This window comes from Paraburkholderia caledonica (assembly GCF_000383275.1).
Lineage (GTDB): Bacteria > Pseudomonadota > Gammaproteobacteria > Burkholderiales > Burkholderiaceae > Paraburkholderia > Paraburkholderia caledonica.
Genome location: NZ_KB911034.1, coordinates 493,417 through 508,752 on the forward strand (window position 1 = coordinate 493,417; position 15,336 = coordinate 508,752).

Consider the following 15,336-nt stretch of genomic DNA (forward strand, 5'->3'; position numbering starts at 1 on the left):
CTTGGCGGTGGCTCGGGCGTTTGGGGGCCGCTGCGCATGCCGAGCGCTTCCTGCGCTTTCCTCGCCTTCAACCGCGCTGAACAAAAGAGGCGCGTGACACTCGTTCCTTATGGGAGGACGGGTGTCACGCGCGAACAGGCGCAATCCGGCGCCGGACCTGCGCCGACCCGGCTGACTCCATATTTTTAGCGCCGCGACGCACGGCGCGCTGCCGGACTGGACGCCAGCGCCCCAGTCCGGCAACACTCGCTTACCAGTGCATACCCGCGCCGATCGATGCGCCGATCTGGCCGCGCGAGTCCGTGCTGCCTTGCAGCTTGTAGACCCACTTGCCCGTCTCCGACAACTGCGACACGCCGATGGCAAGCGCTGACTGGCCGCCATAGGTGCCGCCGGCCATCGCGACCATGCCGTGACCGGGCAGCACAGCTTGCGGCAGACCGACCATGGCTAGAGCGGATGCGGTGCCGCCGTACGAGTCGCGTCGAGCTGAGCGGATCTGGTCGTCGGTGTAGTTGCGCGCCTCGCCGACCGCGCCGCTCGCGCTCTGCTGCAACTGATTGACGTTGACTGCGTCCGTGCCTTGCACGCCGGCTGCGACATTGGCGATCTGGCGCTCCTGACCTGCGGCGCCGACGGACACCGTATTCGCGCGATCCGCGACCGAGCCTTGGCCCAAGGCGACGGAATTTGTGCCGCTAGCAGTGGCAGCCGAGCCGAGCGCAGTCGCGTTGTTGCCGCCTGCGATGGAATTCGCGCCGATTGCGGTGGCGTTCACGCCGGTGGCCTGCGCGTTCGCGCCGCCCGCGACCGAGTGCACGCCCGACGACACGGCACCTTCGGTGTCGCGACTACCTTCGCCGCTGAAGAACGGATTCGCTGCGTTGACCACGGCGTTGTTGACGGCGCCGGTGATCGCAGCGTTCAGTTGACCGACGTTGACGGCATCGGAAGCGTCGACGCCTGCCGCGACGTTATGGATCGTGGTGCCGCCGCTAGCGGCATTGCCACCCAGCGTGACGCTGTTTTTGTCGACGTTGCCATTGGCGTCCTGGTCGTACATCACCGCACCGTCGAGCTTCGCGGCGTTAGCGGCGCCCTGGTCACTGACAGCTTTCAACTGTGCGACGTTGACGGCGTCGGTATCGGCTGTGCCGGCTGCGACGTTCGTGACCTGCCGCTGGTTACCGGCCGAGCCGACCGAGACCGTTCCTGTGCGATCAGCGATGGAACCTTGACCGAGCGCAACGGAGTTCGCGGCGACGGCGCTTGCCTGATAGCCGAGCGCGACGGAGTTGGAAGCCGCCGCGCTTGCCTGATAGCCGACGGCAAGGGAGTTGAGCCCCGCCGCGCCTGCCTGATAACCGAGGGCAGTCGAGCCGTCGCCTGACGCACTAGCAAAGCCTCCAACGGCGGTGCTGTAGCCACCCTGCGCCTGAGAACTGGTGCCGGCGGCCAAGCTCGCATCGCCGGCAGCAAGCGCCGAGCTGCCGATGGCGACCGCATTGGCCCCGGTCGCCGATGCGTCGTCGGTGCCGTCATTCAGGCCGTTTGCCTTGAAGTAGCGCGCCGCGTTCGCACTGACCGTTTGTAACTGGCTCAGGTTGACGGCGTCGGTTGCCTGGGTGCCGGCAGCGACGTTGGTGATCTGGCGTTCGCTGCCGGCCGAGCCGACCGAGACCGTTCCTGCGCGATCGGCGATGGAACCTTGACCGAGCGCGACGGAGTTGGCGGCGACAGCGCTTGCCTGATAGCCCAAGGCGACCGAGTTGGCCGCGACAGCGCTAGCCTGATACCCGAGCGCAACCGAATTAGCCGCGACAGCGCTTGCCTCATAGCCGAGCGCAGTCGAACCGTCGCCTGACGCATTAGCAAAACCCCCAACGGCGGTACTGTAGCCGCCCTGTGCCTGCGAACTCGTGCCGACGGCCAAGCTTGCATCGCCTGCGGCAAGTGCCGAACTGCCGATGGCGACCGCATTGGCCCCGGTCGCCGATGCGTCGTCCGTGCCGTCGTTCAGGCCGTTGCCGTTTGCCTTGAAGTAACGCGACGCGCTTGCGGTAGCGGCTTGCAACTGACTGACGTTGACAGCGTCGGTTGCGTCCGCTCCAGCCGCGACATGCGTCAGGCGGCGCTCGTTGTCTTGAGAGCCGATCGATACTTCGCCTTTTGCGACCGTAGCCGCAACGGTCGTGGGATCGGCGCCAGCGGGTACATACGCGGGTTTGCTGAGGTCCGCGCCCGTTGCGGATTGAGCGCCGAGCGCCACGCTGTTGTCAGTGGAGGCTGCGGCACCGTAACCAATGGCGACCGAGTTCAAGCCTGTAACCAGGGCCGCGTAGCCGAGCGCCGTGGAGTTCTCGCCTGAGGCAGTAGCCGAGGGTCCACCGGCAAACGCGTTATTGCCCGACGCCGTGGCCGCATAGCCGAGTGCGACACTGCGAATCGCGCTGGACTTCGCGCCGTAGCCAAGGGCGGTCGACTGCGTTCCGGTTGCGGCTGCGCCACTGCCTAAGGCGGCGCTGCCATCCTTGTCTGCGAGCGCTCCTGACCCGGCCGCGATCGAGTCGATGCCGTTTGCACTTGCCAGCACTCCCGTGGCAACCGCGTGATCACCAGTGGCAACGGCTGCGGTCCCTGTTGCGACTGAATCGGCGCCCGACGCCACGGCGCCAGTTCCTGCTGCAATCGACCGGAAACCCTCTGCACGCGCACTCATGCCCAACGCTGTCGAACCGTCGGCTGAAGCACTGGAACCCGCACCTTGTGCGATCGAATTTAACCCGGAGGCTGTTGCCCCTGAGCCCACTGCGATCGAGTTGTCTGCCGCCGCGGCGGCGCCCGCACCTTCCGCAATGGAACTCGTACCCGATGCCGTCGCGTTCAGTCCGAGCGCCACGGAGTTATCTCCGGCGGCGACTGCGAAAGGCCCCGCGGCCGTGGAATTGACGCCTGCCGCCATTGCATTCGCCCCGCCCAATGCCGCAGCCGCCGCGACAACCGCCAGTACGACAAGCTTCGTGCGCGTAGAGCCGCGCTTGGTCTTCGCCGTTGACGTTTCGGGCGTCGCTACCCAGGTTGCCGTCGCTTCGCACCAGATTGATTGATGGATTTTATTCACTTGTCTTTAAACTCCGCGCAGTTGTGTCGTGGCCGGAGTGGACGAAATAATCGGAGAGGGCGTCATCGCCCATTAATCAGGTTGCGTGCGGAAAATATCGGCTATTAACGCGAGCCTGCTTGCTGCCAATTATCTGGCTGTTGCTTTCGTGTGGTTGCCCACGCCCGGATTATCTGCGTCACACTCGAAACGTCCACGGGATTGAGGGTTGGACGATGAGCACGCGAGATTGTCGGAGCGCGCTGCGAACGGCGGAAATAAGCGAAATCCGAAAATATGCGAAACAAATTCAGCGCTCTTAAATCGATCGATTAATTTGGTTGTAAAGTGAGGCGGAATAGAGAGTAGTCGTGATTATTCCGAGTTTTAATAATGCTGAGCGGAGATTGTCTTATCTCGTCCGCGCCCAAATGAGACTGACGTTTCTCGCACCGCTGCATCCGGAAGCAGATTCAAACGCTCAGCAAGCGTCCCATCCGGCCCCTCATTTTCCGTGAGCGACACCCCGATCTGCGTCAACCGCAGGCCCGGGCAAACGTTCTACAATGACGGTCGTTCTCCGAAGTGAGTTTTCATGCGTAAATTTTTTCTTTCTGGCGTGACAGCCACGTTCGCCGCGGGCATGGCTCTCGTAGCCGCCGCAGGCGTTTTTTCTCCGGCGGCCCATGCCAACAACGTGATCGTGCTGAATTCCGCCGAAGCCACGCTGAGCCTTATCGACGAGACGACTCGCCAGGTAGTCGGCACTGTACCGACCGGCAAGGAACCGCATCACCTGATGGCGACGCCGGACAACTCGTCGCTGATCGTGGCGAACTCGGTGTCGAACAACCTGATGTTCGTCGACCCCAAGTCGGGCCAGGTGCAGCGCTGGGTCGAAAACATAGAAGACCCGTACCAGATCGGCTTTTCGCCTGATCGCAAGTGGCTGGTTACAACCGGTCTGCGCCTCGACCGCCTCGATATCTATCACTACGACGGCCAGAAGAACCAGATGACGCTCGCGTCGCGTCTGCCGCTCGCGGTCATGCCGAGCCACATGGCGTTCACGAACGACAGCAAAACGGTGTTTGTCACCCTGCAGGTCTCCGGCGAACTCGCCGCGATCGACCTGGCTACGCAAACCGTCAAGTGGAAAATGAAGGTCGGCAAGGTCCCCGCAGGGCTCTGGATGACGCCGGGGGAAAAGTATCTGCTCGTCGGCATGACCGGCGCCGACTACGTGGCCGTCGTCGACTGGCATACGCAGAAGATCGTGAAGACCATTCACACGGGCAACGGCGCGCACAACTTCCGCTCGCTCGCCGACGGCAAGCACGTCGCGGTGTCCAACCGGGTGGCAAGCACGATCAGCATTATCGACGAAGATTCGCTTACCAATGTCGGCGACATCACCGGTTTGCTGCCGGGTCCGGACGACATGGAACTTTCCGCCGACAAACGGTATCTGTGGGTAACGTTCCGCTTCGCGAAGCACGTCGGCGTCATCGACCTGAACACGCGCAAGCTGATTCAGACCATTGCGGTGGGCCGTTCGCCGCATGGCATCTATTTCTTTAATCGTGCGCCGGTCACGGCGCCGAATGGCGCGTGATAATGCTGCTATCCAAGCCGCTTTTCAGCGAGCCGCAACGATCGAAGTAACCCGACCAGCGCCATGTTCCATCTGATTTCGTCTTCCCTCGACAGCTTCGTCTCCGCGTTGCAGACGTTGCTGTATGTCGACGTGGTGCAGCCGCTGCTGTTCCACTTCAATCTGATGGACTACGACGAGGACACGTACGACAGCCTTTACTGGGTGATCGTGGGCGTCCTCGAAGTGCTGGCCATGTACGCGATCTTGCGGCCGCTGGAAGCGCTGCGTCCGGTCGAGCAGTGGGAGAACCGCAAAGCGGTGCGCGTCGACGTGATCTACACGTGGATCGCCAAGCTGGGCATTCTCAACCTGTTCTTCTTTTTTGCGCTGCAGCCGTTTTTCGACCATGTGCAGGCGTGGTTGCGTCTGCATGACATCTCGAATATCGAGTTCGACAATCTGTGGCCCGGCGTGACTACGCAGCCGCTCGTCACTTTTGTCATGTACCTTCTGGTGCTCGATTTCGCGGGTTACTGGTATCACCGCTGGCAGCACCGCGTCGGCGTCTGGTGGGAGTTGCATGCGGTGCATCACAGCCAGCAGCAAATGTCGCTGTGGGCCGACGACCGCAATCATCTGCTCGACGACCTGCTGCAGGCGTCGTTCTTCGCAGTGATCGCGCTCGTGATCGGCGTGCCGCCGTCGCAATTCGTCGTGCTCGTGGCCATCACGAATCTCGCGCAAAGCGTCCAGCACGCCAACATTCGCCTGTACTTCGGCTGGCTCGGAGAGCGTCTGCTGGTCAGCCCGACGTTCCATCGGCGCCATCATGCTATTGGCTACGGTCACGAAGGTCTTAAATACGGCTGCAATTTCGGCGTGCTGTTCCCGTGGTGGGACATGCTGTTCCGGAGCGTGTCGTGGAGCCGCGAGATGGAGCCGACCGGTATCAGCGACCAGCTTCAGGGCCGCGTCTACGGCGAAGGTTTCTGGGCGCAGCACTGGCTCGCCTTCGCGCGCATCGGCCGGCGTCTGTCGGCACGGCGGCGCAATCAGGGCGGTGCGACCGCAGTCTGAGCCTGACGGTTCGTTTCTCCGCCCGCCGCCGGTTTCCCCGGCGGCGCGTCACGTGGTTTATGCTGTCCACGTTCGCGCTCAAGGTCCGCATTCTGTGACGGCGCGCCGCTTCCTCCATTTCATCGTTGCATTCACCGGCACTGGCTCGCATGAATGATCTGTTGCGCTCGTTCGGGCGCGCGCTCGCAAGCGCGCTCCACCCGCGCATGCTCTGGCTGACCTTCCTGCCGTTCCTCGCGGCAACAGTCGGGTGGGGCGTGATCCTGTGGTTCTCGTGGCAGACGCTGATCGGCGCGACGCGCGGCTGGCTCGAAAGCTGGTCGTTCACCGTCACGCTCTACCATCTGTTCGACTCGCTTGGCTTTTCCGGACTGCACGCGGCCATCGCGCCGTTCCTCGTGATTGCCATGACGATCCCGCTGATCGTCGTCACGGTATTGCTGCTGATCGCCACGCTGTCGATGCCGGCCGTGATCCGCTTCCTGTCGACTCGCCAGTTCCCAGGCCTCGAAATGCGTCGCGGCGGAACGTGGTACGGCAGCGTCGGCCAGGCGCTGTGGACGACGCTGGTATGTCTCGTGCTGCTGATCGTCACGCTGCCGCTGTGGCTGGTGCCCCCGTTTTTCGCGTTGATTCCGCCGCTGCTGTGGGGCTGGCTGACCTATCGCGTGATGACCTACGACGCGCTCGCTCTGCACGCGACCCGCGACGAACGGCGTGCGCTGGTTCGGCGTTTCCGCTTGCCGCTGCTGTTGATCGGCGTCGCGAGCGGTTTGCTGGGTTCGTTGCCGACGCTGTTGTGGGCATCGTCGGTGTGGCTGATCGTGCTATTTCCGGTTATCACCGCGGTGACCATCTGGATTTATGCATTCATCCTCGTGTTTTCGGCGCTGTGGTTCGGCTACTACTGTTTGCGGGCACTGCAACGCATGCGCGCGGACGAGGCAGGGGGCGTGCGGCAGACTGCGCCGGTTCCTTATTGATCAACAAACGACATAACCAAAGAGGCGGCAATGGCATTTGGCGTCATCATCATCGGCGATGAAATTCTGTCGGGCAGGCGCGTCGACAAGCATTTGCCGAAAGTCATCGAACTGCTGGGCGCGCGTGGCTTGTCGCTCGGCTGGGCGGAATATATCGGCGACGACCCGCAACGCATTACCGCGACGCTGCGGCGCACTTTCGACTCCGGCGATATCGTGTTTTCGACGGGCGGTATCGGCGCGACACCGGACGACCATACGCGTCAATGCGCGGCGGCTGCGCTCGGCGTGCCGCTGGAATTGCATCCGCAAGCGCAGAAGCTGATTCAGGAGCGCATTCGCGACATGTATCCGGCCACCGCAGCGACGCCGCTGGACCTGAATTCGCCCGAGAATCTGCATCGTCTGAATATGGGCACGTACCCGCAGGGCGCGGAGATTATTCCGAACGGCTACAACAAGATTCCGGGCTTCTCGATCCGCGAGCACTATTTCGTGCCGGGCTTTCCAGTCATGGCCTGGCCGATGATCGAATGGGTGCTGGACACCCACTACGCGCATCTGCATCACGCCATGCCGCACGCGGAAAAGTCCTTGCTGGTGTTCGAGCTACCCGAGTCGCGCGTCACGCCGCTAATGGAAAAAATCGAACACGATTTTCCTGGCGTGCGCGTGTTCAGTCTGCCGAGTGTCGGCGACGCCGAGCGCGGGGGTGTTTATGCGCGTCATCACATCGACCTGGGCGTGAAGGGCGAGCCGGAGGCGGTTGCGGCGGCGTTCGTGAAGCTGCGAGAAGGCGTGCACCTGCTGGGCGGTGACATCGTCGAGCACGAGGCGGCAGCGGCGAAGCCCCGCGCCTGAGCTTCGCCTGAGCTAGTGGAATTTGCGACCGCGCTTGCCGCGCGGATTCGCATTGGGCGGTGCGTAATCGCCCTTATGTGATCGCCCTCACGCAATCGCCCTCACGCAATCCCTCTCAAGCGCCGATCCACGGCAACCCGCGAAAACACCAGCCCGAGACGGTCTTGCGGTGCCCCTGGCCGTCCTTGTCGCCTTCGAAGCCTTCCAGCAGGTCATAAGCCTTCGTAAAGCCAGCTTGCGCGGCCGCGATGGCAGCGAGCTTCGAACGCGCGGCGCTGCGGCACAGAAAAAGCACCGGCGTATCCGGCGACGCAACGTCGCTCAACTGATGCAGGAACTCCTGATTCGGCACTGCCCCCGGATAGCGCGTCCATTCGACGTGCGCATACTGCCCGTCGCCAATCACCGGCCGGCCGACCCAGTCGAGTTCCGCGCGCGTGCGCACATCCACGAGACGCGTGCGCGGATCGAGCTGCAGCAGTTCGAACGCCTCGGCAGGCGAGAGCGCGCCAGCGTACGGCAACTGGTTTTCGGTGCGGCGTTTGTCCGCCTGTGAATACAGCTGTTCTAATGTGCTCATGAGTCAGTCTCCTTGACCAAAAGACCATTCTATCGCGGCCTCCAGGCGTGACGCGGGGTCCAGATGCTGCGTCGAACACCACGCCATCCGGCGGATTTAACCGCCCATGTTTGGTGCAAATTTCTGCTAATGCACCAAAATAAAACGACGCGGATAGCGCTCAACGAAAATTGCCCCAATACGGTGCTTGACGCTGAGACAAGAACTTGAGGGCGCACGTCACGCGGTGCGCGAATTCCCCGGAAACGCGCGCAGCACGTGCGTTCGCGCCTTGTTGGCGCATACATGGCACAGTTGCTGCTTTAACCGTCCCGATCGATCTGCCGCGGCTAATTTCGACTTTTACTCTTCATCATTGAGGGGTGGACGCGCCGGGACGGGTCAGCTAGATTGGGCGGCGGCTGAAATCCGCCGAATTCGTTAATCAGGAGATAGGTTATGAGTAAATCCGTGGCCGACGTCGTTCAACTCGTCAAAGACGAAGACGTCAAGTTTGTCGACTTCCGTTTCACCGACACGCGCGGCAAAGAGCAACACGTTTCGGTGCCGGTGTCGGCATTCGATGAAGACAAGTTCGAAAGCGGCCATGCGTTTGACGGTTCGTCGATTGCCGGTTGGAAGGGCATCGAAGCATCGGATATGTTGCTGGTCCCGGACGCGAACACGGCCTTCATCGACCCGTTCTACGAAGAGTCCACGCTCGTGCTGACCTGCGACGTCGTCGAACCGGCGGACGGCAAGGGCTACGAGCGCGACCCGCGCTCGCTCGCCAAGCGCGCTGAAGCCTATCTGAAGAGCTCGGGCCTGGGCGACACGGCCTTCTTCGGTCCGGAACCGGAATTCTTCATCTTCGACTCGGTTCAGTGGAACACGGATCAGTCGGGCTGCTTCGTCAAGATCGGCTCGGAAGAAGCACCGTGGTCGTCGTCGAAGGAATTCGAAGGCGGCAACACCGGCCACCGTCCGGGCACAAAGGGCGGCTACTTCCCGGTCGCTCCGGTCGACACGTTCCAGGACATCCGTTCGGAAATGTGCCTGCTGCTCGAACAGATCGGCATTCCGGTCGAAGTGCATCACCACGAAGTCGCGGGCCAGGGTCAGAATGAAATCGGCACCAAGTTCTCGACGCTGGTGCAACGCGCCGACTGGCTGCAGCAAATGAAGTACATCATCCAGAACGTCGCGCACACGTACGGCAAGACGGCTACGTTCATGCCGAAGCCGATCGTCGGCGATAACGGTTCGGGCATGCACGTTCACCAATCGATCTGGAAGGACGGCCAGAACCTGTTCGCAGGCAACGGCTACGCAGGTCTGTCGGAATTCGCGCTGTTCTACATCGGCGGCATCATCAAGCATGCTCGCGCGCTGAACGCGATCACGAACCCGTCGACGAACTCGTACAAGCGTCTCGTGCCGCACTTCGAAGCACCGGTTAAGCTGGCTTACTCGGCTCGCAACCGTTCGGCGTCGATCCGTATTCCGCACGTGTCGAACCCGAAGGGCCGCCGTATCGAAACGCGCTTCCCCGATCCGATGGCGAATCCGTACCTGTGCTTCTCCGCGCTGATGATGGCGGGTCTGGACGGCGTGCAGAACAAGATTCATCCGGGTGAAGCCGCCGACAAGAACCTGTACGACCTGCCGCCGGAAGAGGATGCAAAGATCCCGACCGTGTGTGCCGGCCTCGACCAGGCTCTGGACGCGCTGGACGGCGACCGCGAATTCCTGACGCGCGGTGGCGTGTTCACGGATTCGATGCTCGATGCGTACATCGAACTGAAGACGAACGAGCTGCAACGTTATCGTCAGTCGGTGCACCCGATCGAGTTCGAAATGTACTACTCGCTGTAAGCGGCAATGGCGCTTCGCCCTTCGAACGGCGAAGCGTTTTGTCCGACGCTCGCGATCGGTCACGAAGGGACGGCGGCGCCGTCCCTTTTTCGTTGGACCGGCCGCAGTGATTTGCCACCATCTCCTATCGGCCAGACTGCAAGATGGTTCTGAAAAATCTGATCAAGGCGCGCAAAGGGCACGAGCAGACGCTGTCGGATGACGCTCAACTCGTCGCTTCCGGTTTGCTGCAGGGCTTCGAGGCACTGCCCACCGTCGTGCTGATACTCGAGAAGCGCACGCTGCGCGTCGCGTTTGCGAATCCGTCGGCCGAGTCGATGCTCGAGCTTTCGCGCAAGCAGTTGACGCAGATGGCGTGGCCGGACATTTTCTCGAACGCGGACGAGCTGGTCGCGACCATCACCTCGATCGCCGCGAACCGTTTCCACGCGACGCATCTGGATGCTGTGCTCGAGCGGCCCGGTCACGAGCCGCTGCATGTGCACGCGATCGTCGGCTTCCTGGAAAGCGCGCAAGACTACGTGTTGCTCGAACTGTTCGAGAACGAGCGGCATTTGCGCACCGACCGCGAGGAGCGCATCAACGACCTGACGGCCGTCAATAAACAGCTGATCCGCAATCTCGCGCACGAAATCAAGAATCCGCTCGGCGGCATTCGCGGCGCGGCGCAATTGCTCGAATTCGAACTCGGCGAGCGTCAACGCGACGAGTTGCGCGAATACACGCAGGTCATCATCAAGGAATCGGACCGCTTGCAGACGCTCGTGGACCGGTTGCTCGAGCCGCACCGTCATCCGCATATCGTCGGGGACGTGAATATTCACGAAGTGTGCGAGCGCGTGCGTCAGGTGATTCTCGCGGAGTTTCCGCGCGGGCTCACCATCGAGCGCGATTACGACGTGAGCGTGCCGGACCTGCGCGGCGACAAGGAGCAATTGATCCAGGCGCTGCTGAACATCGTGCGTAACGCGGCCGAAGCTTTGCGCGAACGCATTTCGCAAGGCGACGCGCGCATCGAATTGCGCACGCGCATCGCACGCAAGATTACGGTGTCGAAACGCTTATGTAAGCTGGCACTGGACTTGCATATCATCGACAACGGCCCCGGCATTCCCGAGGAAATCCGTGACCGCATCTTCTATCCGCTCGTATCGGGGCGCGAGGATGGCAGCGGTCTCGGCCTGACGCTCGCGCAGACGTTCGTGCAACAACACGACGGTTTGATCGAAGTGGAAAGCCGGCCTGGCCACACCGAGTTTCAGATTCTGCTGCCGCTCGACTGCTAACACCGCATCTGCACACTGCAGGCATCTCAAGACTTCTGACAGACCTATATGAAGCCGATCTGGATAGTAGACGACGATCAATCGATTCGCTGGGTGCTCGAAAAAGCCCTCGCTCGCGAAAACTTCGCGACTCGCAGCTTCGCGAATGTACGCGAGGCGTCGGCGGCGCTCGATCACGACAGCCCGCAGGTGCTGGTGTCGGACATCAGGATGCCCGGAGGCTCCGGCCTCGAATTGCTGCAAACCGTGCGTGACAAGGTGCCGGGCCTGCCCGTCATCATCATGACGGCGTTCTCGGACCTCGACAGCGCGGTGGCCGCATTCCAGGGCGGCGCGTTCGAATATCTCGCAAAGCCGTTCGACGTCGACAAGGCTGTCGAACTGATCCGCCGCGCCGTGGACGAGAGCATGCGCGGCGAACAGACGTGGGACGAGCGCGTTGCCGATGCACCGGAAATGCTCGGCCAGGCACCGGCAATGCAAGACATGTTTCGCGCGATCGGACGTTTGTCCCATTCCGCGGCAACCGTGCTCATTACCGGCGAATCGGGCACCGGAAAGGAACTGGTCGCGCGTGCGCTGCACCGACATAGCCCACGCGCGAACGGTCCCTTCATTGCGCTCAACACCGCCGCGATCCCAAAGGATCTGTTGGAATCCGAACTATTCGGCCACGAGCGCGGCGCGTTCACCGGCGCGCAGGCAATGCGCCAGGGCCGCTTCGAACAGGCCGAGAACGGCACGCTCTTCCTGGACGAAATCGGCGATATGCCATTCGATTTGCAGACGCGTCTGTTGCGCGTGCTGTCGGATGGTCAGTTCTACCGTGTCGGCGGACACAACCCGCTGCGCGCCAATGTGCGCGTGATCGCGGCGACGCATCAGAATCTCGAATCGCGCGTTCGTCAGGGTTTGTTCCGCGAGGATCTGTATCACCGTCTCAACGTGATCCGCTTGCGTTTGCCCGCATTGCGCGAGCGCAGCGAAGACATTCCTTTGCTCACGCGGCACTTCCTGCAAAAAAGCGCGCGCGATCTTGGCGTCGAGTCCAAGCGGGTGTCGGAAGAGGCGCTCGCGTATCTGGCGTCGCTGCCGTTTCCCGGCAACGTGCGGCAGTTGGAAAACCTCGCCAACTGGTTGACGGTGATGGCGCCCGCGCAGACCATCGAGATCAAGGACTTGCCGCCCGATCTCGGTCCCGCGCAGGCCGGTGCAACCGACCTTGCCGGCGGTGGCGGCGCCGCGCTCGGCACGTCGGACGCGAGCCTGACGGGTACTGCGCCGATCAACGGCATGAATCCGGTCACGCATTCGGCGGCGGCTGGCAGCATGCCGGTCGCCACGCCCGTCAGCGCGTGGGAAGGCGGTCTGCGCACGGAAGTCGCACGCCTCTTGCGCGAGAACTCCGCCGATGTGATGGACGAACTCGCGCGCCGCTTCGAAGCTGCAGTGATCCGCGAGGCGCTCGACTTCACGCGCGGACGCAAGGTCGAGGCGGCGGAGCGTCTGGGCATCGGGCGCAATACGATTACGCGCAAGATTCAGGAACTCAATCTCGAGCCTTGACGCGCGTTCATTCCCACTGACCGGAGCGCGGCGGCTCAGGGTATGGCGCGCACGGCGCCCGTCTTGGCCGATCGCGAGATGTTGCGCCCGGCAACCCCGCATCGCGAGTCGCGGAAGCCATTGAAGCGGGCTTCCGCGGTCGCAAGGCATAATCAACGCTGTTCTCCTTCGACAGCCGACGATGCCTTCTGCTTCTTCCGTTTCTCCCAGTTCTCCCGGTTCCCCAGTTTCCTTTTCCTGGCCGCTTTCTCCCGATCCGTTTCTCTGGCTCGAGGCGCTCGACGCCCCTGAAGCGCTCGCGTGGGTCGAGAGGCAAAATGCCCGCACGCGCGCCGCATGGTGCAGCGGCGCGCCGTTCGAAACGCTCAGGCAACGTCTCGCCGATGCCTACTTGCCGCGCGAACGTCCGGTGATTCCTGATCGTTGGAAGGAATGGGCATACGACCTGTGGCAGGACGAGCGCAATCCCAAAGGCATCTGGCGGCGCACGACCTGGGCCGCATGGCGCGGCGGCAAGCCCGAATGGGAGAATCTGATCGACTTCGATGCACTCGGCGAAGCAGAAGGAACGCCGTGGGTGTGCTCGGAGTTCGACATTCTCTATCCCGACGGCGATCGCGCGCTGATCACGATGTCGCCGGGCGGCTCGGACGCGCTGGTGGTCCGCGAGTTCGACATCGACACGCGGCGTTTTATCGACGACGGATTCGCGATCCCGAAGGCCGGCAAGCACACCGCGTCCTGGATCGACCGCAATACGCTTTACGTGGGTTGGGACAATGGTCGCAAGAGCCTGACGCGCTCCGGCTATCCGCGCGAAGTGCGGCGCTGGACGCGCGGCACGGCGCTCGCCGATGCACCCGTCGTGTTCAAGGGTGCGTTTAGCGATATCGGCGTGGAAGCGCATTACGATCCGGTGGAAAAGCGGCACACGGTGGTGAGCAGCGTCGATTTCTTCGACTCGCACACGTACTACCTGGACGACGCGAGCGGCGTAGATGGCGCTTCCGCTCCCGCTGACGCCTGGCGTCTTTATGATGTGCCGTCGCACGTGGCAGTGAGCGGCTGGCAGGGCTGGCTGCTGCTCGAACCGCGCCTCGACTGGCACTGCAACGGCGCCGTCTATCCGGGCGGCGCGTTGCTGGCGATTCGCGAAGCCGCGTTCCTGCGCGGCATGCGTGACGTGACGCCGCTCTTCATGCCGACTGCGCAGACCTCCGCGTGCGAATGGACGCATACGCGCAACCAGCTCATCGTCTCGTATCTGGAAGACGTGCAGAACAAGACCTTGTTGTTCACCACGTCGCAAGCCGCCGATCAGACATGGCAGTGGCAGCGGCGCGTCTTTCCATCGCACCCGGACGGGCAAGCCGACGTCTCGCCGGTGGAGTCGACGCTGAACGACGAGGTGTTCGTCGATACCGACGACTATCTGCAGCCTCCCGCGTACTGGCTCGCCGATCTTGCCCGTGACGATCTCAACGAGTGGGAACTGCTCGAGCGCTGGCCGACACAGTTTGACGCGACGCGCTTCATGGTGACGCGCGGGCATGCTGTCTCCGCGGACGGCACGCGGATACCGTACACAGTGGTCGGACCGCGGACCGCGCGGGATCAGCAATGCAACGACCCGGCAGGAGAGCAGCCGGCCTTGCAATCGTCGCGGCCCTGCCTGCTGACCGGCTACGGCGGCTTCGCGATTCCATTGCTGCCGAGTTATCTGACGGGGCAGGGCATCGGCTGGCTGGAGCGTGGCGGCGTGTACGTGGTCGCGCACATTCGCGGCGGCGGCGAGTTTGGTACTCGCTGGCACACGGCGGCGCAAGGCGAAGAACGGCAGCGTGCGTTCGACGACTTCATTGCGGTAGCGCAAACGCTCGTCGCGAGCGGCGTGACGAGCGCCGCGCAACTCGGCATTCAGGGCGGCAGCAACGGAGGCCTGCTGGTGGCAGCGTGCATGGTCCAGCGCCCCGAACTCTTCGGCGCGGTGATCTGCGAAGTGCCGCTGCTCGACATGAGCCGCTATCACCTGCTGCATGCGGGCGCGTCATGGATCGACGAATACGGCGATCCCGACGACCCCGACGACGCGCGCGCACTCGCCGCATACTCCCCTTATCACAACGTGTCGGCCGGCGTGAAGTATCCGCCGGTCCTGTTCACGACATCCACCGCCGACGATCGCGTGCATCCCGGCCATGCGCGAAAGATGGCCGCGCGCATGCAGGCGCTAGGCGTCGACAACGTGTGGTACCGCGAAAACACGGACGGAGGCCACGGCGGCTCCGATGAACTGGAGCAGGCCGAGCACGATGCGATGGTTTTCGAGTTTCTATGGCGAACGCTGAGCGCTTCCGCTTGAGGCTTTGGGAGAGGCTTCGTGAGAGCCTTTGCGTCTCCCAGCCGGGTTAGGCATCGCCAGACCCGGCCGG

General features: G+C 62.8%; 10 protein-coding genes. 8 read left to right on the forward strand and 2 right to left on the reverse strand.

The features are described 5' to 3' along the window. Positions 1-250: 250 nt before the first annotated feature. Entirely contained in the window at positions 251-3,121 is a 2,871-nt protein-coding gene (locus H281_RS0102275; RefSeq protein WP_020065471.1) for a YadA-like family protein, read from the reverse strand. A 574-nt stretch (positions 3,122-3,695) separates the two neighbouring features. On the opposite strand from H281_RS0102275, the gene H281_RS0102280 reads away from it, so the two are divergent. From H281_RS0102280 to H281_RS0102295, 4 genes are all read left to right on the forward strand, one after another. After that, positions 3,696-4,715 carry a YVTN family beta-propeller repeat protein gene (locus H281_RS0102280; RefSeq protein WP_020065472.1) on the forward strand — a complete coding sequence of 340 codons (1,020 nt, stop codon included), beginning with the start codon at positions 3,696-3,698 and terminating at the stop codon, positions 4,713-4,715. A gap of 63 nt (positions 4,716-4,778) precedes the next feature. Next, the gene (locus tag H281_RS0102285; protein WP_020065473.1) at positions 4,779-5,774 is read left to right on the forward strand and encodes a sterol desaturase family protein; all 996 of its coding nucleotides are present in this window, start codon (positions 4,779-4,781) and stop codon (positions 5,772-5,774) included. 149 nt (positions 5,775-5,923) lie between these two features. After that, positions 5,924-6,757, forward strand: coding sequence for an EI24 domain-containing protein (locus H281_RS0102290; RefSeq protein WP_020065474.1), 834 nt, complete (start codon positions 5,924-5,926; stop codon positions 6,755-6,757). A 30-nt stretch (positions 6,758-6,787) separates the two neighbouring features. Further along, positions 6,788-7,618 (forward strand): competence/damage-inducible protein A, encoded by an 831-nt coding sequence (locus tag H281_RS0102295; protein WP_020065475.1) that lies wholly within the window; start codon positions 6,788-6,790, stop codon positions 7,616-7,618. A gap of 115 nt (positions 7,619-7,733) precedes the next feature. Here H281_RS0102295 and H281_RS0102300 read toward each other — a convergent pair whose 3' ends face one another. Next, a complete protein-coding gene (locus H281_RS0102300) occupies positions 7,734-8,198 on the reverse strand; it encodes a rhodanese-like domain-containing protein (RefSeq protein ID WP_020065476.1) in 465 nt (154 codons plus the stop codon). Positions 8,199-8,636: 438 nt separating this feature from the next. Between H281_RS0102300 and glnA the strand changes: the two genes are divergently transcribed. The 4 genes from glnA (at position 8,637) to H281_RS0102320 (ending at position 15,266) form a co-directional block, all read left to right on the forward strand. Beyond that, entirely contained in the window at positions 8,637-10,052 is a 1,416-nt protein-coding gene (gene glnA, locus H281_RS0102305) for a type I glutamate--ammonia ligase (protein WP_020065477.1), read from the forward strand. A gap of 143 nt (positions 10,053-10,195) precedes the next feature. Then, the gene (gene glnL / locus H281_RS0102310) at positions 10,196-11,338 is read left to right on the forward strand and encodes a nitrogen regulation protein NR(II) (protein WP_020065478.1); all 1,143 of its coding nucleotides are present in this window, start codon (positions 10,196-10,198) and stop codon (positions 11,336-11,338) included. A gap of 48 nt (positions 11,339-11,386) precedes the next feature. After that, entirely contained in the window at positions 11,387-12,904 is a 1,518-nt protein-coding gene (gene ntrC / locus H281_RS0102315; RefSeq protein ID WP_020065479.1) for a nitrogen regulation protein NR(I), read from the forward strand. A 181-nt stretch (positions 12,905-13,085) separates the two neighbouring features. Next, complete coding sequence (locus tag H281_RS0102320; RefSeq protein ID WP_020065480.1) at positions 13,086-15,266, forward strand: prolyl oligopeptidase family serine peptidase; 2,181 nt, start codon at positions 13,086-13,088, stop codon at positions 15,264-15,266. Positions 15,267-15,336: the final 70 nt, after the last annotated feature.